1 protein-coding gene is annotated in these 353 nt (G+C 57.8%); it reads left to right on the forward strand.

Annotated features, from left to right (window positions below; all coding sequences use genetic code 11):
* On the forward strand, positions 1–353 hold a 353-nt coding region (locus GH984_RS11150), incomplete at both ends, for a hypothetical protein (protein WP_172973235.1).

The raw sequence follows: 353 nt of genomic DNA on the forward strand, positions 1-353 counted from the left end.
GTTGAAGTGCCCGCCGGCGTTTATAAATTCCTTGGTGAATCAGGTAGCTTTACACCCACCAGTGAAGATTACCTCGACTTAGACTTCTGGCAGGCTGAGACTTCCGCCAGTGGCCTGATTCCCGACATTGGTAATGTGAGCGATTCAGATGCCATTGCCGCGGGTGGCATGGTGGTGCGCAACCAGGTGGAGTCAGGTGCCATCGCGTTAGTCACCGGGGCTACGCTGAGCGCCGGCAGCCTAAGCGTCACCGCCAAAGAGTCCTCCACCATGATTGCCGAGCTTGATAGCTTTGTGGAAAGCTCTGGCGGCTCGAACACCGGTGGTGGTGACTCGGTGGCCACGAATGGCGC

Origin of the sequence: Spiribacter salilacus, assembly GCF_009649225.1 — a bacterium.
GTDB lineage: Bacteria > Pseudomonadota > Gammaproteobacteria > Nitrococcales > Nitrococcaceae > Spiribacter > Spiribacter salilacus.